The 21,572-nt window shown below is 59.0% G+C and carries 16 protein-coding genes and 2 tRNA genes; 9 read left to right on the top strand and 9 right to left on the bottom strand.

Annotated features, from left to right (window positions below; translation table 11 throughout):
* Window positions 1–432: 432 nt before the first annotated feature.
* Window positions 433–1,128 carry a ribose-5-phosphate isomerase RpiA gene (rpiA, locus tag G5S42_RS22150; protein ID WP_176108740.1) on the bottom strand — a complete coding sequence of 232 codons (696 nt, stop codon included), beginning with the start codon at window positions 1,126–1,128 and terminating at the stop codon, window positions 433–435.
* A 206-nt stretch (window positions 1,129–1,334) separates the two neighbouring features.
* Between rpiA and G5S42_RS22155 the strand changes: the two genes are divergently transcribed.
* Window positions 1,335–2,168 (top strand): RNase A-like domain-containing protein, encoded by an 834-nt coding sequence (locus tag G5S42_RS22155; RefSeq protein ID WP_176108741.1) that lies wholly within the window; start codon window positions 1,335–1,337, stop codon window positions 2,166–2,168.
* Window positions 2,165–2,458, top strand: a complete 294-nt coding sequence (locus G5S42_RS22160) for a contact-dependent growth inhibition system immunity protein (RefSeq protein WP_176108742.1) — start codon at window positions 2,165–2,167, stop codon at window positions 2,456–2,458. Before G5S42_RS22155 ends, G5S42_RS22160 begins: the two co-directional genes overlap by 4 nt.
* A 108-nt stretch (window positions 2,459–2,566) precedes the next feature.
* On the opposite strand, the gene rlmB is transcribed toward G5S42_RS22160, so the two are convergent.
* Window positions 2,567–3,310, bottom strand: coding sequence for a 23S rRNA (guanosine(2251)-2'-O)-methyltransferase RlmB (gene rlmB / locus G5S42_RS22165; protein ID WP_013089240.1), 744 nt, complete (start codon window positions 3,308–3,310; stop codon window positions 2,567–2,569).
* A gap of 132 nt (window positions 3,311–3,442) precedes the next feature.
* The gene (gene rnr, locus G5S42_RS22170; protein ID WP_176108743.1) at window positions 3,443–5,938 is read right to left on the bottom strand and encodes a ribonuclease R; all 2,496 of its coding nucleotides are present in this window, start codon (window positions 5,936–5,938) and stop codon (window positions 3,443–3,445) included.
* A gap of 422 nt (window positions 5,939–6,360) precedes the next feature.
* On the opposite strand from rnr, the gene G5S42_RS22175 reads away from it, so the two are divergent.
* The 3 genes from G5S42_RS22175 (at window position 6,361) to G5S42_RS22185 (ending at window position 8,143) form a co-directional block, all read left to right on the top strand.
* Window positions 6,361–6,447, top strand: a tRNA-Leu gene (locus G5S42_RS22175).
* A gap of 227 nt (window positions 6,448–6,674) precedes the next feature.
* A tRNA-Leu gene (locus tag G5S42_RS22180) sits at window positions 6,675–6,761 on the top strand.
* 155 nt (window positions 6,762–6,916) lie between these two features.
* The gene (locus G5S42_RS22185) at window positions 6,917–8,143 is read left to right on the top strand and encodes a tyrosine-type recombinase/integrase (RefSeq protein ID WP_176108744.1); all 1,227 of its coding nucleotides are present in this window, start codon (window positions 6,917–6,919) and stop codon (window positions 8,141–8,143) included.
* A 342-nt stretch (window positions 8,144–8,485) separates the two neighbouring features.
* Here G5S42_RS22185 and G5S42_RS22190 read toward each other — a convergent pair whose 3' ends face one another.
* The 5 genes from G5S42_RS22190 to G5S42_RS22210 form a co-directional block, all read right to left on the bottom strand.
* Complete coding sequence (locus tag G5S42_RS22190; protein WP_176108745.1) at window positions 8,486–10,141, bottom strand: hypothetical protein; 1,656 nt, start codon at window positions 10,139–10,141, stop codon at window positions 8,486–8,488.
* Window positions 10,142–10,479: 338 nt separating this feature from the next.
* The gene (locus tag G5S42_RS22195) at window positions 10,480–11,523 is read right to left on the bottom strand and encodes a hypothetical protein (RefSeq protein ID WP_176108746.1); all 1,044 of its coding nucleotides are present in this window, start codon (window positions 11,521–11,523) and stop codon (window positions 10,480–10,482) included.
* Between the two features lie 19 nt (window positions 11,524–11,542).
* Window positions 11,543–12,973 carry an FUSC family protein gene (locus G5S42_RS22200; RefSeq protein WP_176108747.1) on the bottom strand — a complete coding sequence of 477 codons (1,431 nt, stop codon included), beginning with the start codon at window positions 12,971–12,973 and terminating at the stop codon, window positions 11,543–11,545.
* 4 nt (window positions 12,974–12,977) lie between these two features.
* Entirely contained in the window at window positions 12,978–13,781 is an 804-nt protein-coding gene (locus G5S42_RS22205) for a hypothetical protein (protein ID WP_176108748.1), read from the bottom strand.
* Window positions 13,778–15,235, bottom strand: coding sequence for a hypothetical protein (locus G5S42_RS22210; protein ID WP_176108749.1), 1,458 nt, complete (start codon window positions 15,233–15,235; stop codon window positions 13,778–13,780). Before G5S42_RS22210 ends, G5S42_RS22205 begins: the two co-directional genes overlap by 4 nt.
* 429 nt (window positions 15,236–15,664) lie before the next feature.
* Between G5S42_RS22210 and G5S42_RS22215 the strand changes: the two genes are divergently transcribed.
* Window positions 15,665–16,099: an SET domain-containing protein gene (locus G5S42_RS22215; protein ID WP_176108750.1), complete on the top strand. Its 435-nt coding sequence runs from the start codon at window positions 15,665–15,667 to the stop codon at window positions 16,097–16,099.
* Between the two features lie 343 nt (window positions 16,100–16,442).
* On the opposite strand, the gene G5S42_RS22220 is transcribed toward G5S42_RS22215, so the two are convergent.
* Window positions 16,443–17,963, bottom strand: coding sequence for an ATP-dependent nuclease (locus tag G5S42_RS22220; RefSeq protein ID WP_176108751.1), 1,521 nt, complete (start codon window positions 17,961–17,963; stop codon window positions 16,443–16,445).
* Between the two features lie 383 nt (window positions 17,964–18,346).
* Here G5S42_RS22220 and G5S42_RS22225 point away from each other — a divergent pair, with 383 nt between their 5' ends.
* From G5S42_RS22225 to G5S42_RS22235, 3 genes are all read left to right on the top strand, one after another.
* Window positions 18,347–19,141 (top strand): TIR domain-containing protein, encoded by a 795-nt coding sequence (locus G5S42_RS22225; protein WP_217709933.1) that lies wholly within the window; start codon window positions 18,347–18,349, stop codon window positions 19,139–19,141.
* A gap of 234 nt (window positions 19,142–19,375) precedes the next feature.
* Window positions 19,376–20,586, top strand: a protein-coding gene (locus tag G5S42_RS22230) for an IS3 family transposase (protein WP_176110592.1) whose coding sequence is annotated in 2 segments (ribosomal slippage) — window positions 19,376–19,682 and window positions 19,682–20,586 — 1,212 coding nt in all. Because the reading frame shifts where the segments join, the coding sequence is not laid out codon by codon here.
* Between the two features lie 34 nt (window positions 20,587–20,620).
* Window positions 20,621–21,508, top strand: a complete 888-nt coding sequence (locus G5S42_RS22235; RefSeq protein WP_176108752.1) for a hypothetical protein — start codon at window positions 20,621–20,623, stop codon at window positions 21,506–21,508.
* The last annotated feature ends 64 nt before the right edge of the window (window positions 21,509–21,572 follow it).

The following is a 21,572-nucleotide window of genomic DNA, read 5'->3' on the forward strand; positions in this document are numbered from 1 at the left end:
TTCCGCCCTATCTGTCACGAAACGCCACCTGGCCTTAGAGAAGAGTGTATGTGCCACGTTTCTGACTGTGCGTGCGCGTGCACACATTCGACGTGCGACAGTTCGCGAGTAATTCGCAGAGTCCGTTTGCGTCTGCAAAATCACGGCTTGATTGCTGAGGTTTCGTCCGTGCACCACGGCTGACGTTTTCGTCGTCACCTCTTCTCGCTAGTCCTGGTCACGCGTTGCGATCGGAGCGCTGCGCGGGCGAATGGCACCTGACGTGGCGGGCATCGCGCGCGGCTAGCATCGACGGCGAATGGTCTGCGCGCGCGTCCAGGCACTTTCCGCCAGGTGCGCGCGATTGCCCCCGCGGCGGGCGAGCGCAATAAAAAACGCGTGTGAACCGCTGGAACGGTTCACACGCGTCAGAGCGAACAGAAATGCAGTCGCTTAATTCTGGCCGTACGTGATCGTTTGCACGCCGGTGTCGGTGCCGAGCAGGCACAGATTCGCGCCGCGGCCCGCGAACAGGCCGACCGTGACGACGCCGGGCCATGCGTTGATATGCGCCTCGAGCGTGCGCGGGTCGCTGATGCTCAAGCCCTTCACGTCGATGATCTCGTTGCCGTTGTCGGTGATGAACGGCGCGCCCTCTTTCGTCACGCGCACGACGGGCACGCCGCCGAGCGCTGTCACGCGACGGCCGATCGCGGTACGCGCCATCGGCACGACTTCGATCGGCAGCGGGAACTTGCCGAGCGTCTCGACGACCTTGCTCGCATCCGCGATGCAGACGAATACTTCCGACACCGACGCGACGATCTTCTCGCGCGTCAGCGCGCCGCCGCCGCCCTTGATCATTGCACCGCTGCGATCGATTTCGTCGGCACCGTCGACGTACACCGGCAGCGAGTCGATCTCGTTCAGGTCCAGCACCTTGAAGCCGTGCGATTGCAGCCGCGCGGTGGTGGCGAGCGAACTCGACACCGCGCCGCGATAGCGGGATTTGGTGGCGGCCAGCGCGTCGATGAAGCAGTTCGCGGTGGAGCCCGTGCCGACGCCGATCACCGAGCCTTGCGGCACGTTGGCGTTCACGTGATCGGCGGCGGCCTGGCCGACCAGTTGTTTGAGTTCGTCTTGAGTCATGGGAGAGGCGGGAAAAGCGTGAAAAACCGATAGTTTACCGGAGCGGCGGGGGGAGGGTTCGGTTTGGGCGCGCTTTGTGCCGTGCAGCCCGCTGATTTGCCGGACAGCTTTTCACATATTGAGTCATAAGAATCAACCATCGCCCATATCAAACCGCTGTGGTGCTTGCTAGTTTTTAGGCCCGCAAGACCACAGAGGATTCTGGAATGTCGCAGGAATACGATGGAGATGGCGTGCGCGTGGTGCTCAGCGCGCCGCAGCTAGCCGCCATATTGACGCGCGGATCGATCAGCCAGACGGAGATGCTGAGCAACCGGCTCTGGGGCGGCCTGCAGGTCGCCGCAGGCGTAGCGGAGATGGTCGGAGCGGCAGCGCTATGCGCGCTGCCTGAACCGACGATGGCAAGCAAGGCCGGTTGCGTAATGTTCGGCGTGCACGGCTCGGACACGGCGGCGAGCGGTCTGCGTCAGATACTGACGGGCCAGGACACGGTTACGCTGACACAGCAAAGCGCGACGAAGCTCGCCGAGTCGCTGAAAGCCCGCCCGGACCTGGCTAATCAGATTGGCGTGTCGCTCGATATCGCGGTGCCGTTCGGACTCATCGGCTCGATCAGAGCCGCGCGCGTCGCGCGGATTACGATGGGGCGGATTAGTCTGGATGCGCATGAGGCCAAAGCCGGTAGCCGGATCGGTGGGCATACGATACTGAAGCATGTGGGGAGGACTGAGGCGCAGTTGCGGGAGCGGCTGCGATTGGAATCGGAGAGAAGAGTGGTATCGTCGTTTCGGGACTTGGCGGCCGCGGAATGGGCCATCTCCAAGGTGATGGAGTCCAACACGTCAAAAATCACGAATTGGGCTCAGTCAAACCCAAGGCGTCTTTTGATTCTCTATCAGGACGTAGGGAGCAAGGTGGGCTATGGAGTCGTCCGGGCAACGGGGGAACTTAAAGACATGAGTACTGTTCGAGTTTCCATTAAATTTGAAGAATACAACGGAATGCCCTATTACATTCTCACATCGTACTTACTGAAATGATCGACGAAACATCGTACCCACAATTCTATGCATTGTTTGGCGGCTATCTCAATCAGGACTCGGACCTATGGGGAGACACTCTGGAGGAGATCGTCTCCTGCTTCAAAAGAGACAGTTCGCCCGAAGAGATCCAGGATACGTTGGCCGAAATAGAGAAATTCAGGCAGGAGGCAGGTGAAAAACTGGATGAAAAATTCGATGAGGCGTGTGGATATGATTTCGATCCCGTTTTATGGGGATATACAACCAGCACCTTCTTTGATGAATTAGCGAGAATTCTCACTACATAACCTGTTGCGTGAATAGCCAATCCCTTGCACGCAAAACAAAGCGCCCGAAACCACCACCGCGTTCCGGGCGCCATCAATCGACCAACAACAAGAACGACGACAGAAGAACTACTTCTTCACCGCCCGCTGCCGCACCGCTTCAAACAGACACACCCCGCTGGCCACGGACACATTCAAACTCTCCACCGTCCCCGCCATCGGAATGTTCATGACGACGTCGCAGGTTTCACGCGTCAGACGCCGCATGCCCTCGCCTTCCGCGCCCATCACGAGCGCCACCGGCCCGTCGAGTTCCGTTTCGTAGACGCTCTTCTGCGCGTCGCCGGCCGTGCCGACCACCCAAACGCCCGCGTCCTTCAGTTCGCGCAGCGCGCGCGCCAGATTCGTGACCGTGATGTACGGCACCGTGTCGGCCGCGCCGCTCGCGACCTTCGCGGCAGTCGCGTTCAGTCCCACCGCGCGATCGCGCGGCGCGATCACCGCATGCGCGCCGGCCGCGTCGGCGACGCGCAGGCAGGCGCCGAGATTGTGCGGATCGGTCACGCCGTCGAGCACGAGAATCAGTGGCGAACCGCTGATCCCGTCGAGCAGTTCGGCGAGGTTCTGCGCGAGCGGCAGATCGCCCGCGCGCGCGACCACGCCTTGATGGCGCTCGGTGCGCGCGAGACCCCACAGACGGGTTTCGTCGGCGGCGATCAGACGCACGCCCGCGTCCTTCGCGGCCTGCAGGAATTCGGTCATACGACGGTCCTTGCGCGTCGCGTCGTAATAGACATCCTCGACCGTCGACGCATCGTGCCGGATACGCGCGGTCACTGCGTGGAAACCGTATAAAACCTTATGACGTGCCATGACTGAACAACCTTTGATTGGACGCGCATTCAACGCGCGCCACTGTGATGAAGATGAAACCAAAAGGCAGACCGCGCGCAACCGGCACGCGTTCACGTGCCCGCTGCGCGCGGTCCCGGCGCTGTGAAAGCCTCAGCGCTTCTTGCGTGCCTGCTTCGACGCCGCCTTGCTCGCGACGCCATGCTTCCTCGCCGCGCCGCGCGCGGCGCGCGCTTCCTTGACCGCCACGCTCTGCGCGGGCGCGGCTTTCTTGCGCCGCGGCCCCGGCAACGACGCGCCGCTTTCCGCCGACGGCAACACGCGCACTCGCGGCCCAGCGCCGTCACCCTTGTCCGCCGCCATACCGCGCGCCGCAGGCGGCTTGATCGGCGTATCGCGCACGAGACGGAAGTCGATCTTGCGTGCGTCGAGATCGACGCGGCTCACCTGCACGCGCACACGATCCGACAGCCGGTAACGAATGCCGGTGCGCTCGCCGCGCAGCTCGTTCCTGATCTCGTCGTACTGGAAGTAGTCCGAGCCGAGTTCGGTCACATGCACGAGACCTTCGATGAACAGCGAATCGAGCTGCACGAAGATGCCAAACGACGTGACGCCGTTGACCATGCCGCCATACTCTTCGCCGAGCTTGTCGCGCATGAAATAGCACTTGAGCCACGCTTCGACGTCGCGCGATGCTTCGTCCGCGCGGCGCTCGTTGGCCGAGCAGTGCAGCCCGAGCTCTTCCCAGATCGCCACGTTGTTCGTGCGAGCGCGGGCACCGCGCTTTTCCTCGTCGGCCTGCTGCATTGCGCGGGCGCGCGGCGACAGCGCGGTATTGAGTTCGACGCCGTGCGGCGGCTGCGGCTGATACTTGCGGCCTTGCAGGATCGCGTAGATCGCGCGATGCGTGAGCAGGTCCGGATAGCGACGAATCGGGCTCGTGAAGTGAGCGTAGGCCTCGTAGGCGAGACCGAAGTGCCCGATGTTGTCGGGGCTGTAGACCGCCTGCTGCATCGAGCGCAGCAGCATCGTCTGCAGCATCGAGGCGTCGGGCCGGTCGCGGATCTGCGCCATCAGTGCGGCGTAGTCGCTCGCGTGCGGCGTGTCGCCGCCGCCGAGCGTCAGGCCCATGCCGCGCAGGAACGTGCGCAGGTTCTCGAGCTTTTCCGCGCTCGGACCCGCATGCACGCGGAACAGGCCCGGGTGTTTGTTGCGTTTCAGGAAATCCGCCGCGCACACGTTCGCGGCCAGCATGCACTCCTCGATCAGTTTGTGCGCGTCGTTGCGCGTGCGCGGCACGATCTGCTCGATCTTGCCCTGCGCGTTGCAGACGATGTACGTCTCCGTCGTATCGAAGTCGATCGCGCCGCGCTTCTGGCGCGCCGCGAACAGCGCCTTGTAGACGCCATACAGATTCTGCAGTTGCGGCAGCAATGCGGCGCGGCGGGTCGCCTCGGGGCCCTTGGTGTTTGTCAGCACCGCGGCGACTTCGGTGTACGTGAGCCGCGCGGCCGAATGCATGACGCCCGGATAGAACTGATACGCCTTCACGTCGCCACGCGCGGTGACGATCATGTCGCACACGAGCACGCAGCGGTTGACTTGCGGATTCAGCGAGCACAGTCCGTTCGACAGCTTCTCCGGCAGCATTGGGATCACGCGGCGCGGGAAATACACCGACGTGCTGCGCTCGATCGCGTCGGTGTCGAGCCCGCTTTGCGGCAGCACGTAATGCGACACGTCCGCGATCGCGACGATCAGGCGGAAGCCGTCGCCGCGGCCCACCTTGACCGGCTCGCAATAGACGGCGTCGTCGAAGTCGCGCGCGTCCTCGCCGTCGATCGTGACGAGCGGCACGTCGCGCAGATCGACGCGATGGCGGATGTCGGCCGGGCGCACTTCGTCGGGCAGCTTGGCCGCTTCGCCGAGCGCGGCCTCGCTGAATTCGTGCGGCACGCCGTACTTGCGCACCGCGATTTCGATTTCCATGCCGGGGTCGTCGATATCGCCAAGCACTTCGACCACGCGGCCGAGCGGCTGCGAATGACGGCTCGGGAAATCGGTCAGCTCGACCACCACGACCTGGCCGACCTTCGCCTTGCGGGTGTTCTGCGTGATCAGGATGTCGTGGCCGATGCGCTTGTCTTCGGGCGCGACGATCAGCGCGCCGTTCTCGTTGAGCAGACGCCCGATCACGCGCTTGTTCGCGCGGTCCGTGACTTCGACGATGTGCCCTTCGGGCCGCCCACGCCGGTCATAGCCGACGATGCGCGCGAGCACGCGGTCGTTGTGCATGACCTTCTGCATCTCGCCGTTGGGCAGGAACAGGTCGTCCTGGCCGTCGTCGCGAATCAGGAAACCGTAGCCGTCGCGATGGCCCTGCACGCGGCCCGCGACGAAGTTCGACGGATGAGTCAGTTGATAGAGATTGCGCTGATCGAGCCGGATCTGGCCGTCGCGCTCCATCGCGCCGAGACGCTTGAAAAATCCTTCGCGCTCCTGGCGCTTGATCGACAGGGCTTCGGCGATGTCGTTCGCGGCAAGCGGCGTTTCACTCGTGCGCAGCACGCCGAGGATTTCTTCGCGGCTTGGAATCGGATACGGAAATTTGCTCAAGGGCTTGTCGATGATTTTTTCTCGTTGCATGGACGTCGGTCGGCGATGTGGTCCGGCCTGGAAGGCGTTTGCTTAATGCGCGCAGTTGCGCTCGGCTGCATCTGTAAGGCAGCTGCGCTGCCTCGGTCATTACACCTGCTGCTTGCTGCTCTTCTGCTCGACTGCTCTACTGCGATTAGCACAGGAAACTGCCTGGGTTCGGCTCGTTCAACGCGAGGCCGGCGCGCGTCTGGCTGATCGCATGTCGACACTCGCGTCGCGACACCGGATGTGCATCGTGCCAACGAACTACTGCGAGGCATTCTAACACCCGTGTCGGGCGCCACGCGGGCCTGCGCCGGTGGTTCGGACGCGTCGTGCGCCGGCTCGCCGCGAGGTTCAAACGCGTTCGGCGAATCGCTTGACAGGTCGGAATCGGTCGCTATAATGGCGGTCTTTGCAGTTCATCACCTGCCCAGGTGGCGAAATTGGTAGACGCACTAGGTTCAGGTCCTAGCGGTGGCAACACTGTGGAGGTTCGAGTCCTCTCTTGGGCACCAGATTCGAAAGTAGAGCCGCCTTCTGGCGGCTCGCTTTTTTGTGTAAGGCCTGGCAATCGAAATCGCTGTTCCTATTTCGATTGCCGGATCAGCAGGACGGTGGTTCGGCAGCGGTTGCATCACTTCGCTGCGCGTTCAACCGGGCGGATGAGAAAAGCAAGTTTGTTTGAAGCAGAGATTGACAAACTTAATCATCTTGCTAAAATAGCGGTCTAGCCTGAAGACGTGCCCAGGTGGCGGAATTGGTAGACGCACTAGGTTCAGGTCCTAGCGGTGGCAACACCGTGGAGGTTCGAGTCCTCTCCTGGGCACCAACGGTTGTTCCGGCGAAAGCCGTGGAAGTGCGAGAAACCCCGTAAGATTAAGGTCTTACGGGGTTTTTTGTTTCCGCGGGAAGCAGTCAAATTCCGGTGGCATCGGCGATTTTTGCGTATACACTTGCGTATACACGGAATTGAGGTGCCGAGCGATGCCCAAACGCGCCGAACCGAAGTCCGAAGTCGTATTTCGCGTTGCCAAACCGCGCGAGCGCCCTTACCTGCTCTCAGACGGGAACGGGCTTGCCTTACGCATCTGGCCGGACGGAAGCAAAACGTGGCTGCTCCGTTATCGCCGCCCAAGTACCGGGAAGGAGAACTTTCTCAGTCTTGGTCGCTATCCCGAAGTTGCACTCGTCGACGCGCGCAAGGCGGCTGCGGTCACGCGTAGTCTCGTGCGTGATGGTACTGATCCGGTCGAGCACCGCAGAGCCGAAGCCGCTGCACGCAAACGCGCCGCTGAAGGAGCGTTCCATCTCGTCGCAGAGAACTGGCTCGCGTTCAAGCGCAAGGAGTGGGCCGACGAGACTTACCGCAAAGCGGAGTTCGTAGTTCGGCAATACCTGATCCCGCCACTACGCAACAAGCCCATTTCGACGCTCGCGACATCGGAAGTCAAACCGGTGTTGGAAGCAATAGCGGAGCATGCCCCCAACCTCGCAACCAAGGCACGCCAATACGTGGGCGGCATCGTGACGTACGCAATCCACCATAGTCTGCGGGAGGACGGTGTTCCGTTGTCGCTGCGCGGCGTCATCCCGCGACACGAGAAAGGCCACATCCCGGCGATTACGAAACCCACGGATATCGTCCCGCTGGTGCAAGCGATCAATACCTATAAGTCACCGATCACTAGGGCCGCACTGAAACTGACCATGCTCACGGGCTTACGCCCCGGAGTGATCGCAGCCGCACCGTGGGACGAAATTGACCTGAAAGCGGGCGAGTGGCATGTTCTGGCCGTGCGGATGAAGATGCGCCACGACCATATTGTGCCCTTACCTAAGCAAGCGGTTACGTTGCTCGGCGAGTTGCAGTCGCTCACAGGCCGCGGACACTATGTGTTTCCATCTCCGGCTCGCCAGAAAACACCGCATTTGCATCGAGACGCGTTAAGCAAGGCTCTGCGCGAGATGGGATTCAAAGGAAAGCACGCTACGCACGGATTCCGGGGCATGCTACGGACCGTTGGCCGGGAGCGACTCGGCATTGACATGGACGTCCTCGAAGCGCAACTCGCACATGCAAAACGAGGCGACGTACAGAAGGCCTATGACAGAACAACTTTCGACGACGATCGTCGCCGCGTGATGCAAGAGTGGGCGGACTATATCGACGGACTATGCAGAACAACGCCGGCAGGTGGCGCAGTCGATTGACACCGCGGTTCGCACGATATGTCGCTCACGAATGCGCACACCGATGGCCGGCCGCGGATCCCCACTCAATTAACAACCACCCGCCGCAAACCCAAGGCTGGGCCTGATTCGGCTCCCATAGCGCCCGCCGATACCGTCAGCGATACCGTCAGGTCACAACTGCCTTACTGAGCCGGCCGGCGGCTGGTCGGCCAGAGCTGCCACTGGCGGGACCTTCGGCCTACGGCGGCTATGGTCAACTTTGTTGACGCAAGACCCGCGAGGAGTTTGAACGGTGGCGTTGCTCCAGTTGGAGGACAGTAAGCCACCGAACTTAATGCACTGCCCAACCGGCCAAGGGAACTAGCGATCGCTGCCTGAAGCCAACCAAGCTTCGGCTGTCCCAAGTCCGTAAAGTGGAATGGAGCAAATCTGCGGCAACTGATTTATCCACAATACGGGCACGTCAATGACGAAAAATTCGCCGATAAGGTCCGCAAAGTGCTCGGCTTGAGCGCGGGTTCGAAAGGGCTTGGTTACCGGAACGTCGTCGCAATTGCGCACCTCCCATCCGCGGCGACCCGACTCGACCCGACGTTTGCTATCCCTCACAGACAAGGTTGCCTGGTCAAACGTAAGAGACAGTGTTGTTGCAAGCAAACGCGCAGCGTTGGGAAGCACCTTTCTATAGAGAATCTCCGGCGGACCGTATTTTCCCCAACGGCTTAGCTGCAGATCAGCAGAAGCCCAAGCCAACCCGTCGACCCCCAAACGCTGCGCCCACCAAATCATGAGTTTCATTGACAACAGTGGCCATTCCTTCCGGAACGGAGCCCCGGGCGTAGACGGTCGCCGAGGCTCGGACACCTCACCTCTCGCCTCCGCGTGCAGGTCAGCATGCCAGTCACTTTGAATCTCGTCGAGAAAGAGTACTCGCCGACCTTCCTGAGTGTGACGCACACTGGTCCTGACGTGAACGAGGACATTCCGCGTGCGATAGTGACGTGGTCGATAGGTGTAAGGCCAGTCGTCGAGCTGTAGCAGTATCTCCAGGTAGTCATCGCCACCCGGAAGGGAATACCGCTCCCACTTCGTTAACGCCTGATCCTTGCCCCATAGAGCGAACGTCTTGTTCATCTGACCTTCGGCGAATGCCATCGCATCCTCGGCGCTTTGGAACCCGGGCACCGGTTGTTCAATGAACTGCCCGTTCTCGTCGAGGACGCTCCACCAGAAGGTGCGTTCGGTTACCAAGTCGCTGTATCGCGTATGCACAACAGACCAGCCGAGCGAGCGATGGCGGAAACGAATGAGATGTCGTGCGTCGACTCCTTCACCGAGAAGACGCCGACGTCTGTATTCCCTCTCGGGGATTCTGCGACACTCCTCTTTCCACCCTGACCGAGCAATGAAGCCGAAGCGAGACTCGCAAGCGAACTTCGGGACGACCTGCGACAGGTCTATCATCTGAAGTATTTGAGCCTGCGTCACCATATCCGCGCCGGGTCTGCTGCGCAGAGCCGCGAGCACGCCGGACATCTCGAGTTCTTCTGGCTTGAGGCCTCTCGAGGTGAGAGAACGCAGCGTCGACAACCACTGGTTGACGCTCGCTCGCATCAGGCCCGTCAGCCGGATCAGTCCTGGCAATGACGAGCGTAGCGGCGGCACCCTCAGCTCGACACAGTAGTGGTTGTCGGGGTCACGCGGCCGCCGCGACAGGGCAGCCAAATGTCGATTGACGGTGGATTCGTAGCGTCTGCGAAAACGCTCATATTCCGACGTGCTGTGCTTGCGCAGCCCCGCCATCCACTGCGCAACCGTTTTTCCAGTGAAGCGAAATGCGTCTGAGTCGCTGTCCATGAGAACGACATCGATCAGTGAAGCATAATCCCAACAGGTCGCCGCATTGGGCAAATGCAGCCGCTGACGCCGTTGCAGCTCGTCGAAGCGTCGGATACACAGTCCGAGACGGCCGCCATTGATCAAAGCGATCGACACATGCGGATTGGTTTCGTTCACGTTGCTCGAAGCCTGGTCTGTTTTTATGGCACGGTACGAAATCGATCAACCGTCGAAATCACATCCGCTCTCCCCATCCGCCAGAAACGTGCCGTCGAAGACATAGGTGTCTTTCCGCTAGGTAAACGTCGCGATGAAAATCGCTAGGATTTCTTCGAGTTAGTGTCTTGCATCTGCCGTCCGAGTGACTTCCCTGATCCGCCATCGAGAAACTTCAATGGTCTTGCAGAGTCAGCTCCGCTTTCTTCCCGATCTGTTGCGTCCAACCGGACCCACGCCCAGGTCCAACGTAGAGACAAATCACATACAAGCCACGCGATTCCGAAGAAAGCCCGGGATTAGCTACGCAATTCCAGCTTGTAGAAGAAGTTTTCAATGGCGTATCGCGAGCGATTGAACAAGCCGAGGTCGGTTACGCGGTTCTTGATGTACACGTAGTGCCGGCAGTTCTTTTCTTTGCTGATACGATCGATTCCTTGCATCTCCGATGAAAACTGTGTGAGCGACGCCGTCATAGGCTCCTTGAAGCGTGACGCCCCCGGCAATGCCATCGCATCGGACTGGCGCTTTTCCGGCCACGCAGGTGTGACGCGCAGGCCGTCCGTACCGATCTCGATGGTGAACAGGAACTCGACCTTTCCAGTCTGCTCATCGGCCCAGCAAGGCGGATAGTCGCGTCCGCCGCGCGCGTCGAGCCGCGCTTTGAGAAATGCAACCTGACCGCGAAGATCAGCGTTCTCCTTTGTCACGCGGATCACGCCGCCACTGCTATCTTGTGCGCCGATCATTTCTTTTCGCGCCGCTACGAGATCACGGGCAAGCGTCTGCTGCTCGACTGAGGCATAAGACTCCCCCAACTGCTCCTGAAGCTGCTTTTCAATTTCCTTCTTGAGCGTGACGGCGGCCGTGGCTTCGCTGGCGACATCCTTATCGCCAATCTGCTTTTCGAGACTCGCCTTCAACGCGAGCGCGTCGGTCACAGCCTGGCGCGCGTCGTCTCTGACCGCAGCCTTGTCCTGTGCAGCGTCGAGCGTCTTCTTCACTTCGGTAAGCGCGCTCAGCTCCTTGTCCAACTCGTCGACTTGCCTCTTCAGCGCCTCGCGTTCATCGATCAGCTTCGATTCAGCAACGAGAGACGTAATTACGTCGTCGGGCTTCACGCCCGATTTCGAGAGCGCCTCGCTCAGTTTCTTGCGTGCTTCGTCGAAGGCTTTGCGATGCAAGTCGAGTTGCCCGAATCGATCGAGAGAAAGCTGCAGTTTTGCTGCGTGCTCGTCCGCCTGGACGAGCATGTAGCCCAGCAACAGCATCAGAATGAAGGCAAGTGTGAATGCGATCTCGGTCAGCGATAACTGGAAGATCTGATCGGATTTGGCCCGCACGGCAATGTCCCCGGGTTTCTCAGGTGGAAGCCGCGCCGTTGCGCAGCGTGATCTCCGGCGCATGTCCGTTCGCGCGCGCCACGCCCCCCATCGCAATGTGTCGCGCCGGCGCGTCCGCATCTTCCGCCGCCGGGAGCGCCAGCTTCGATATTTGCGCGACGAGATTCTGCACGTCGTGCACGAGATCATCCATCCGCTCTGTCACCGTGAGTATGGCGTCCTCCGCGGCGCCCGTGCATGCTGCCTTGAGCGCTTCTCGCTCCACCTTCCAGTCGCGCGCTGCCAATCCGATGGACTGGTCGACACCTTGAAGCACGGCGGCGACTCGTTCCATGCGCGTTGCATGTTCGGCGAGCATCTGTACGGCGGCCCACGTCGCGCCCTTGTGCTCGCCGACGCTCGCATGCAATGCGGAAAGGGCTTTTTGCGTGGCGTCGAGCGCGGCGATGTGAGTCTTCGACTCGTCCAGCATGCTTCGCTGCACGCGCGTCAATTGCCTGAACACGTCGGCGGCGGACTGCGCATCGCCGCTGAGCGACGTCACGGAAGCGTTAAAGCCACGTGTCGATACGAGGGCGATATCAAGCTCGCCCGATACCGCGGCGATTTGTCGCGCGACATTCTCTGCCGCATCTCCGAGCTTCTTCACCGGTTCAGCGAGTCCCTGGGCAAAGTAGTCGTCCGGAAATGTCGTGCGTTCGAGACGCGCCTCTACAGCATCTGCGAACTGCATCACTCGGTCCTCTATGCCCTGAATGTTCTGCAGCATACCGAGCGAATAGTTATCGAAGAGACGCGTAAGCCTGCCACTCGACTCATGTAGGTCTTCTTGCGATCGTGCGAAGGCCTTCGTATGCGCGTCGATAAGCCGCTCAAAAAATTCCGCCAGCTTCGTGCCATACGATTTCGATAAGTCTTCGATGCCAGACGCGACGCGGGCGACGGATTGTGTCGTCGTATCGTCCACTTGCCGCTCGAATACACGAAGCTTCTCCAGCACGATCGTCAGTTGGTCTCGAAGCTGATGCGTGGCATCGACGACCTTGTTTTCGGCGAGCTTCATCGCATCGTCCATGTCCAGCCGAAAGCTGACGAGCACAACACGCACGGCAAGTCCGAGCACCGTGCTCGTCATGGCGGCGCCGAGGCGGACAGCGATGGCGGACATCTGCGTGCCAATGTTGGGCAGGTCGAACAGACTGAAGATGATCGACGTGATCGTGAAGATGAAGCCGAGGTAATAGCAACTGTCGGCGAATTTCTCGGGTGTCAGCGCCGGATCGGGGTTGATCACGCCGATCAGAACGTAGATCAGCATGATGGCGATCGGAACTGCGAGCCCGAGGATCCACGGCGAATGCAAATACCAACCCAGCGCAGAAGACGCGAGCTTGACCACAAGCGCAACAGCGAACAAATTTCGCGCGCGCACGGCGGTGAGACGGTCCATCGTATCAGCCCTCCAGAGGTGTGACGGCGACGATGCGCGCACCGGTCGAAGCGAAATAGTCTTCCCAGAACTTCAGGTTGCGGCGCGTTTGCAGGCGCGGTGTGTTGATCAAATAGTTAAGTTCGACGTCGACGCCATTGAGATTCGTGCTCATCTTCCGGCCGTAATCGGATTTATGAAACGACGTGAATTCAGGCGTCCCGCGATACATCGAAAACTCGGGTGTGTTGTGCAGCATGTCAGATACGATAATCAACTTGCGCGGACCCTTGACATCTTCCTTTCTAAATCCGTTGATCGAGGTCATATCGAGCATCTCGAAGATTGGCGAATACTTCGCCGACTTCGTAGTCTGCAACTGATCGGCGAGCATAAGCATCGGTTTGCGGAAGCTCGTTTCGAATCGCTTCTTCAGATGTGCCTTGTTCGCCGTAAATTCGCTGGCGTCGTCTCCGTCGCCGGGATTGCACTGGCTGAAAACCGGCTTCGGCGTCGACTTATAGTCTTCGCCGAGCACGAATACCGAAAGCAGGTAGCCCGCGGGAACACGGCGCGCGACGAGCCGGTCCAGCAGTCCTTCGAAGGCTTGCTTCTGCGTGAAGCTGAGCGGATCTGTTCTGTCGACGAGCAACACAATCTGCCCCGCCGGCCCGCTCGCGGGGCAGAACCGCCTGTCCAGTCCAGCGGGACGCAAAAGCACCCAGGCCGCTGCGGCGGCTATTACGCCAATGACAAAGAGCCCGCCGAGCGCGGCCCAAAGATAGCTTCGCCCGCTGGATTCTTCTAGCGCGAACAGATCGTTCTTCATGCGGCAGCCTCCACAGCAGTCGCGCGTGCGGCAGTGACCGATGCACGGAACTGTTCGTCGATTGGCCGGAGGCCGTCCGACTTCTTGACGAAAGCTTTCTGGATCCCCGCCTTGATCGCGGGCTGGGCAGCAAGCAGTTCCTCGACGCGAGCATGCTGCACCGCGCACGTCGCCTGACATTCGGCAATGCGGAAGTCGGGCAGAGGAATGTCCTTGAACTCCGGCAACGGCGGAAAATCAGGCAACGCTGCGATGCCCTTCCAGTGCATGTGTAGTTCCGCCTGAAATAGGCGCAAGAGTGCTTCCTTGCATTGCGTCGCCTCGGCCATGGCGACGTCGAGTTGATGCTGTGCCAACTTCCGTTCCTCGACGTTTACATCCTGGGAAAGAACGTTGGCCTTTGCCTCGCTCGCGGCCTTGTCCAGTGCGTCTGTCACGCCGCGTTTGATCTCTTCGATCTTGCGACGCACCGCCGAGAGGCGGGTTTCATATGCGATCTTCGCCGTAAGAAAGTCGCGATCGAGCTTGCCATAGCCGGGATAACGATCGTCCATCCGCAGTCCTTCGAACAGTGCGAAGCTTGCGAAGAACAGGCTGACGCAGACGAGCCCCCATGACTGAATATCGTCGAGACCGAACGGAGTCTGCAACAATGCAACCAATGCCGCCTTCTCGGGAGAGGGCAGATCGGCAATCAGCGCGCCGCGAAGGTGCGCGATCGCGAAGCTTACGCACAACATCGAAAGCAATGCGGCCACCAAGGAAGCAATGCCGACGAGCTTGCGACCGGCCTTACGATGAAACACGTTGCGAATGAGCGTACGACCGAACACAAACGCCACACCCACATTGAGCAATGCCAGCGCCGCGGCCTGAAGAAACCCGCCGATCAAGCCCGTGTCGAGCCCGGTCGCGAAAAATGATGAATTGAGGACGGCCTCGACCGTGACCAGAACGAGAACGAGAACACAGTGCAGCGCTTTCTGGCCGCCATTTGGATACTTGGCGGCCCACGTAATGCCATGCGTGTCCCGGAAGCTCTGCAGGTCGGCCTCGGCGCGGCTCGCGCGGTCGCTCAGCAGGTTCAGCGCCGGACGTGCCTGGTCGAGAAGGACGTCGGCTTTAACGGCGAACGTCGTCTCGGATTGCAGTGCGTCTTCCACGAGTGGTGTCACGTCATATGAGGCGAACTGCTCGCCGAGGTAGATTGCCCGGCGTGCAGCGTCTTCGATGCGCACGTGACGGCCCTTATCGACGCGAGCAATAATGGACGCTTCGACGCCGGAACCAAGCATCACGGACGAGCCGGCTTCTGCCAGACGCCGCGCTTCACCGCGCAGGTTCAGTTCCTGCGCGATGCCTTCGACGACGAATTGTTCGATCGCGACAGGCGGTTTTCCGCCGCGACCGGCACCCAGCAGCCGCCGCCACAGGCGTTTCCATAGACGGATCATTGGTGTTTGTTGTCTTTTTTTAGATCGCCCGACGCGAGAGGCCGTCGAACTCCCGTAGTAAGAGCCGAGCTTATCGGAATGTCCCTTTACGACGATGATCGGTTCCGAACACTCGAGCGGAGTTCATTAGGATTTTTGATAACTCGCGCACATTTGTCTTACTCCCCGGCCGTCGCTTCCTGCAAAAACCTGCCGACAGGCGTATGCGTTTGACTAGGCCAAATCGGTCGCTGGTCTCGTAAGGTTTTGGCGGCTGCTATGCGTCTTTTGTGAGCTGGTTCTAGGGGGAAGCCCGAGTTCGACGCCGGGTGACTTTGACTGTTAGTTGCACTTTTGAACAAGACATTGAACGGTAGCGACCGTGGCGATATGCTCGCAACGCCCTAACACTTCACACACAAGAGCGATGCACTTGAAGGAAGCGACACCATGCGATTGCGACGCATCACCGCACGACGTTCTCCCGTCCATGGCATGGGACTGTTCGCGCTACAGCCAATCGCCGCAGGCGTGCCGGTCATCGAGTACGAGGGGGAATTGACCAGCTGGCGGCGCGCCGCCGCCCGCCAACGCTCCGCGGCTGGCCACACGTTCGTGTTCTGTCTGTCTGATGGGCGTGTGATCGACGGCAGCCGGGGTGGCAACAGCGCCCGCTTCCTGAATCATGCCTGCTCCCCTAACTGCGAAGCCATCGAGACGGGCGAGCGGGTGTTCATTCACGCACTCGCCGCTATCGCACTCGGGGAGGAACTCTTCATCGACTACGATCTGTCAGTCGATGGCGTGATCACCGACGACATCCGTGCCCAGTACACATGTCATTTCCGTGCATCGGGATGTCGTCTAGCGCACGCCGATGTCTGAGCACGGCCTCCTGGCGGCACAGATGGGCGCCTGATTGCGACCTTTTGGCCCATTGCCGATCAGCAGGGGCCCTCCCTCCGCCGTCACGTGTATGGTTCAACGTGAGGGGCGGCTGCCCGGGGCCCCAGGTCTGAAGGAGCGGAGTTCGGCCTGAGCTGACGTTCAGGCATCGCTGTTTGTGAGGCCGCTTCAGTCCCCTTTCCTGTCGTTCGAATCTGCGCGACCGGGAATGTCTCGTTCAATGTGAGCGAATGCGTACTCTCGAACCATTTCGGCCGTCCGACGCAGCCTGTCGCGTGCGGCCGATATGGAAGCACGGCGGTCGGCCACTACCTCATCCCGTTCAGCTGAATAGTCTGCCGCACAATGCTCGTGCCTCATCGTGATTACCTTTGAACCACTCATGTACGAGATATCCCATCAATGCATCATGTGCGCGCTCATGGGACCAAGCCATCTTCTGAGCGATTTGCTCCGCGATGTTGTGAACTGTTTCCTTGCATTTGTCTCGGCGTTTCTTACCTTCTTCCGCGACATGGGCTCGCACAACTTCCAATGGGAGAATCAGATTGGCTGCACCAGTGAAATTTTGAATACCCTGACGATGTTTTCCGACGTCGCTTGCGATGAGGTCACACAATCCATTTTCTGGAGTCCATGGCAAGAACACAACGTGCTGATTTTGATCTTTGTAGAGTTTCTGCGGCACAGTCAGCTCAGGTATGGCAGCGCCGGTCTCAACTACCGGCGGTAGGCAAGCCTCTTTTGAGTCCTCGTCAATCGCAGCCATTCTTCTCGTAAGCGCTGGGACGAAAGACTTGCTTCGATCCAAAAACCTTAGCACTTCCTTGTAACCACCAATAACCGCCGTCTGCACAGTTGGCAGGCTTTTGTTTCCGTTTTCCTCAATGGAAGCAAGATGGCGCTTCCACAGTTCATCTACACACTGCTTCGCAGATATGTCCTCTACAAAAATCAACCTGTCCGGAGCATTTTCCTCGTCGAGCGCAAGATGTTGCAACGCGTAGGTCGGGTAGACGTTGCGGTGAATCGTAACTTCACCCGCATCGTTCTCGAGATAGATGATATTCTTTCGGCCTACACTTTTGATCAGGCTTGAAGAGTGTGTCGACACAAGGACCGTACACGGCGCCTCCTTAGCCAAGGTCTCGATCTGCTGAAATAATCTGATTTGGGCCGCCGGGTGGAGCGCCATCTCAAATTCGTCGACAATGTACAGGCCACCGTTTTTCATGGCCAGCAATTTTTGTCCGAGACGCATGACACACAGTTCGCCCAAACTGAAAGTCTTCTCGGAATACCACGATTTCTTTTTGTCTGCAGGCAAAGACTTATCGACAAGGTGAGCAACTAAGCCACGGCCTCGCAGGTTAATTTTGTGCAGATTGTCAAACTTGTCAGTGTCAAAAACTGCGTTCATAAACCTGCGAAGTTGCTCATCAGCAGGCAGCTTTCTGACTCCTTTCAGTTCTTCTTGCGTTGGTTCTACGCGGGATGCGTCTGCTTTAAGAAAAAGAACCTCTGAGAATGCGTTTTGCACTAGCTTCGAGTTCGAACGTGGTGTTGCCGACCATCGCATTCGGTTATAGCGGTAAGAAACAGACTTATTGTTGATGTCATATGCGATTGTTGTATCAGCGATGCCATCAATTCCAGTCGAGGCCTTCCCCCCCGGCAGCCCAAGTTGGTACGCGTTCGAGGCCCCCATGCGGTGTAACACAGTCAGTAGCGAGGTCTTGCCGCACCCATTCGCCCCTGTAATGACGAATGCACCTTTCGAAGGCACATCGAAGACAAGGTTTTTAATCGACTTCAACTTCGTTATAGTGACTTTCACCGCCATAGCAATATCCCCGTCGCGTGCTCTTATTAGCATCAATTTGTGAGTGGAGGATTGTAGCGCAGGTATACGGCGGCCAGAGTCCCCTTTCGTATCGATGTTGAGGGAAACTGGCAGGCCGATGTGGGTCCATGCGCACGGGAATCCCATATGCGAACGTCGGTTACCTGAGCATCAATTGCCATTGGGATGTCAGACTGGGATAAGCAGTCGGTGGCCGAACCTGGCCGGTCAATGCCATATGCAAAAAGCATGGATTGCAAGAATTTTCCACGGTCACGCTAGCCAGATACGGGTATTACTAGAAGAAGTCGAAACGTTATAGTCGTGCCAAGGCGGTTGAATAGTCGGTAACATGCGATGACTAAACCAACACGAGGCCGGAAATGGATGACGTTAAAGCTGCAATGGCGAAGCTTGCTGGGGTGCGCAAGGTGGTTACTGGACTGCTGACCGAGCGAGTTGTAAGCCATCCAAGACAGCCCGGCATGCCGCGCACGCAGTTCGCCCCTACGGGAGTTGGCCACTACTTCAACCAGACTGCCAACATCATCGAGCGCCTGAGAGAACTGCTGGCGGACCTCTACGGTGACTTCCAGCAGATAGCCGTAGAGCCAACGCTTCAGGTGTATGTGAGCGGGCAGACGCAGTACGTATACGGCCGTGAACAGATCGAACAGCTTGGGCGCGACATCGACCAAGTGTTTGAGATTAGGTCGAACAGTGAGCTATCGCAGCCTGCGGCGGCGCAGCCCGCCGCTGAACCAAAGCGCGTTTTCATATCGCACGGTCGCGCAAACGACTGGCGCGAGGTGCAGGCATACATCGAGAAGGACATCGGCCTCGCTACGCTTGAGCTAGCGCAAGAGCCGAGCGCCGGGCAGACAATCATCGAGAAACTGGAGCGCAACGCGTCTTCATGCGATAGCGCTGTGATCGTGATGACTGGTGACGACATGGATGACGCTGGCAAGGCGCGTGTGCGCGAGAACGTCATGCACGAGATAGGCTTTTTCCAAGCTAAGTACGGTAGGTCTCGCGTTTGTGTTCTGCATGAAGAGGGCGTCACAATCCCCACGAACCTATCTGGTGTGGTCTATGTTCCATTCCCAAGTGGAAACGTCGGTGCGGCATTTGGCGTGTTGATACGCGAGTTGAAGGCCAGCTACAAGGTGTGTTGAACACTTTCCTCACTAGCTGCACAACGCACAAAAAACGATGCCTCATCCGTTATCCGTTGAACCTGATTAGCGGCTCCCCGTTTTCAGATAAATTTTCCGATCGGAAAGCTTACCTACTTATGCGAGAGGAAAAAGGAGATTGGAGCGGCCCCCTGATTCGCCGGACACAGTCTCCCACTTAAAATAGCGGGTAGACATACGACTGTGTTTTTGACTAACAACAAGCAAGAAGTGATGGAAGTGTTGACGGGGCCGGAGCGCCGGCGGCGGTGGTCAGCGGAAGAGAAGCTGACGATGGTGCGGGAGAGTTTCGAGCCGGGCAAGTCGGTCTCGATGGTTGCACGCCAGCACGGCGTCAATCCGAATCAGCTGTTTCACTGGCGCAAGCTGTATCAGGACGGCAGCCTGTCGGCTGTCAGTGCCGGCGAGGAAGTCGTGCCGGCGTCGGAACTGAGCGATGCACTCAAGCAAATCAGGGAGCTGCAGCGACTGCTCGGAAAAAAGACAATGGAGAATGAGATTCTTCGTGAGGCAGTGGAGGTGGCGAAGTCGCGAAAATGGATTGCGCGCTCACCCTCATTGCCAGGGGACGACCAGTGAAGCGGGTCTGTGACGTTCTCGGTGTAGCGCGCTCGAATGTGGCGGACAAGCTGGCGCGGCCGGCTGACTGGCGGGACGGGCGTACGGCTCGAAAGACTGACGACGCCGGTCTGGTGGAAGAAATTCGATTGGCCGTTACTGATTTGCCCAGCTATGGCTACCGTCGTGTGTGGGGCATGTTGCGACGGCAGCGGGAGAACCACAGCGCGGCACCCGTCAATGCCAAACGGGTGTACCGGGTGATGCGCGTGCACGGTCTGCTGCTGGAGCACCGCACGGCACCCCCACGCCCTCAGCGCCGACACGATGGCAAGGTCGCGGTGGCGAAGAGCAATCAGCGTTGGTGTTCTGACGGTTTCGAGTTTCGTTGCGACAACGGCGAACCGCTGCGTGTCACGTTCGCTCTGGATTGCTGCGACCGCGAAGCGATGAGCTGGGCGGCGACGACCGGTGGTCACAGTGGCGACGTGGTGCGTGACGTCATGCTGGCTGCCGTTGAGAACCGGTTCGGTGACACGCTGAAGGCGCCGTCGGAAATTGAATGGCTGACGGACAATGGCTCGGGTTACACAGCAGAAAAAACAAGGACCTTTGCTGCGGACATTGGCCTGAAGCCATTGACCACACCCGTGTGCAGCCCGCAAAGTAACGGCATGGCGGAGAGCTTCGTGAAGACGATGAAGCGCGACTATGTTGCCTTCATGCCAAAACCAGATGCAGCGACCGCCGCGCGCAATCTCGCTGTCGCGTTCGAACATTACAACGAGCAGCACCCTCATAGCGCGCTGAAGTACCGCTCGCCACGGGAGTTCAGGCGCAGGACCGATTCATCAACTCAAGTGTGAGGCGGTGCCCGGAGATGCAGGGGCAAATCCAGAGATGTTCGAGTTTGAGAGCGCTTCGTTTCGGCTGCCATCCGAGCATTGGCTAGATGAAACCAACGAGAGGCTGTCTCGGGATGGCATGCTTCCAGCCCGCCGGCCGATGGAGGCTTACCGGCTATGGTGTATCGAGTCCAATCAGAGCATCGGCCTTGGGGGTGAGGCGACCCGGGTTATTGGTGAGTGGTTCGCCAAAAACACTCAGTACGGGAAGCATGTGCAGCAACCATTCAGGCAATCGGTTTGCTTCTTCGATCTGAGTTTCTGGGAAATCTCCCTGCCTCTTGTCTATGGATCTGTCCGGATCGAGCCACTGAAGCAGATTCGTGGGATGCCGTCGGCGCTGCGCGAGCGTCTAGCGAGGGATGCGGTGGGCTTTGAGGAATACTTCCAGCACTTCACTGCGGCCTACAACTTCTTCGTAAGCATCGAGAAATTGGAGAGGATCAAAGGCGACGGAGAGTCCCCCCTGTACTGCGAATTCCTAGCCGCCGCCGACCGTCATCTACTTTCTGCGACCTCTCTGCTGTTGGCGGAAAATATGAAGGCAATCGAGGACTGCCGCCACGTGGTGGAGCTCTCGTTGAAGGCTGTATTGAATGTCGTCCGAGGGATCGACGAAAGTCAGTTGAAGCGCAAGCCATACAACCACGGATTACCCTCAACATTCGAAGCCGTCGCCGATTGCCTCGCACCGGAGAAGATGCCCATTTCGGTGTCTGATCTCCATATTTTTCCTAGTATCGAGGTAAGATATCAGGCCACAGACTTCATGCTTAATGACCTGTGGCAGGCATTCAAATTAAGTCAACAGCTAGCCACGTTCTGCATGAAGCACGTGCTTACGCGGTTAATGAAAAATAAAGATCGCGAGAAACCGTGGTGAATTATCTCGGTTGCGTTACCCCCTGAGGTAACGACGCTCCGCCCGGCTTCGGATGCCTATTGCG

Origin of the sequence: Paraburkholderia youngii (genome assembly GCF_013366925.1) — a bacterium.
GTDB classification, from domain to species: domain Bacteria; phylum Pseudomonadota; class Gammaproteobacteria; order Burkholderiales; family Burkholderiaceae; genus Paraburkholderia; species Paraburkholderia youngii.

What these genes read in the sequence shown, in the direction of transcription:
- rpiA (WP_176108740.1), bottom strand. Translation starts at nt 1,128, where the DNA reads ATGACTCAAGACGAACTCAAACAACTGGTCGGCCAGGCCGCCGCCGAT.
- G5S42_RS22155 (WP_176108741.1), top strand. Translation starts at nt 1,335, where the DNA reads ATGTCGCAGGAATACGATGGAGATGGCGTGCGCGTGGTGCTCAGCGCG.
- G5S42_RS22160 (WP_176108742.1), top strand. Translation starts at nt 2,165, where the DNA reads ATGATCGACGAAACATCGTACCCACAATTCTATGCATTGTTTGGCGGC.
- rlmB (WP_013089240.1), bottom strand. Translation starts at nt 3,310, where the DNA reads ATGGCACGTCATAAGGTTTTATACGGTTTCCACGCAGTGACCGCGCGT.
- rnr (WP_176108743.1), bottom strand. Translation starts at nt 5,938, where the DNA reads ATGCAACGAGAAAAAATCATCGACAAGCCCTTGAGCAAATTTCCGTAT.
- G5S42_RS22185 (WP_176108744.1), top strand. Translation starts at nt 6,917, where the DNA reads ATGCCCAAACGCGCCGAACCGAAGTCCGAAGTCGTATTTCGCGTTGCC.
- G5S42_RS22200 (WP_176108747.1), bottom strand. Translation starts at nt 12,973, where the DNA reads ATGGACCGTCTCACCGCCGTGCGCGCGCGAAATTTGTTCGCTGTTGCG.
- G5S42_RS22205 (WP_176108748.1), bottom strand. Translation starts at nt 13,781, where the DNA reads ATGAAGAACGATCTGTTCGCGCTAGAAGAATCCAGCGGGCGAAGCTAT.
- G5S42_RS22210 (WP_176108749.1), bottom strand. Translation starts at nt 15,235, where the DNA reads ATGATCCGTCTATGGAAACGCCTGTGGCGGCGGCTGCTGGGTGCCGGT.
- G5S42_RS22215 (WP_176108750.1), top strand. Translation starts at nt 15,665, where the DNA reads ATGCGATTGCGACGCATCACCGCACGACGTTCTCCCGTCCATGGCATG.
- G5S42_RS22220 (WP_176108751.1), bottom strand. Translation starts at nt 17,963, where the DNA reads ATGGCGGTGAAAGTCACTATAACGAAGTTGAAGTCGATTAAAAACCTT.
- G5S42_RS22225 (WP_217709933.1), top strand. Translation starts at nt 18,347, where the DNA reads ATGGATGACGTTAAAGCTGCAATGGCGAAGCTTGCTGGGGTGCGCAAG.
- G5S42_RS22235 (WP_176108752.1), top strand. Translation starts at nt 20,621, where the DNA reads ATGTTCGAGTTTGAGAGCGCTTCGTTTCGGCTGCCATCCGAGCATTGG.